1 pseudogene is annotated in these 208 nt (G+C 47.6%); it reads right to left on the bottom strand.

What is annotated here, in order from left to right:
• A pseudogene (locus tag WDB87_RS08470) lies at positions 1–208 on the bottom strand (virginiamycin B lyase family protein); the annotation flags it as partial.

The following is a 208-nucleotide window of genomic DNA, read 5'->3' as shown; positions in this document are numbered from 1 at the left end:
CAGGATCGCGAGCGCGCTGCCCAAGCGTAGGCACTTGCCAGTATTTAAAGCTAAGTTTTAAATCGCCTTTAACCACCGTTGACTCGCGCTTAGTGTTAACAGGGTAATGCTTTGCCAAATACGTGCTTATATCTTTACTAAGGGCCGTGCCTTCCCCTGTATCAACCATATAGCCTATGAGTGTTTGCCAATCCGCTTGGCTATAACC

This window comes from Pseudoalteromonas sp. C12FD-1 (assembly GCF_037414265.1).
Lineage (GTDB): Bacteria > Pseudomonadota > Gammaproteobacteria > Enterobacterales > Alteromonadaceae > Pseudoalteromonas.
The sequence above is the reverse complement of the archived record's forward strand: the minus strand, read 5'-3'. Positions and strand labels throughout refer to the sequence as shown.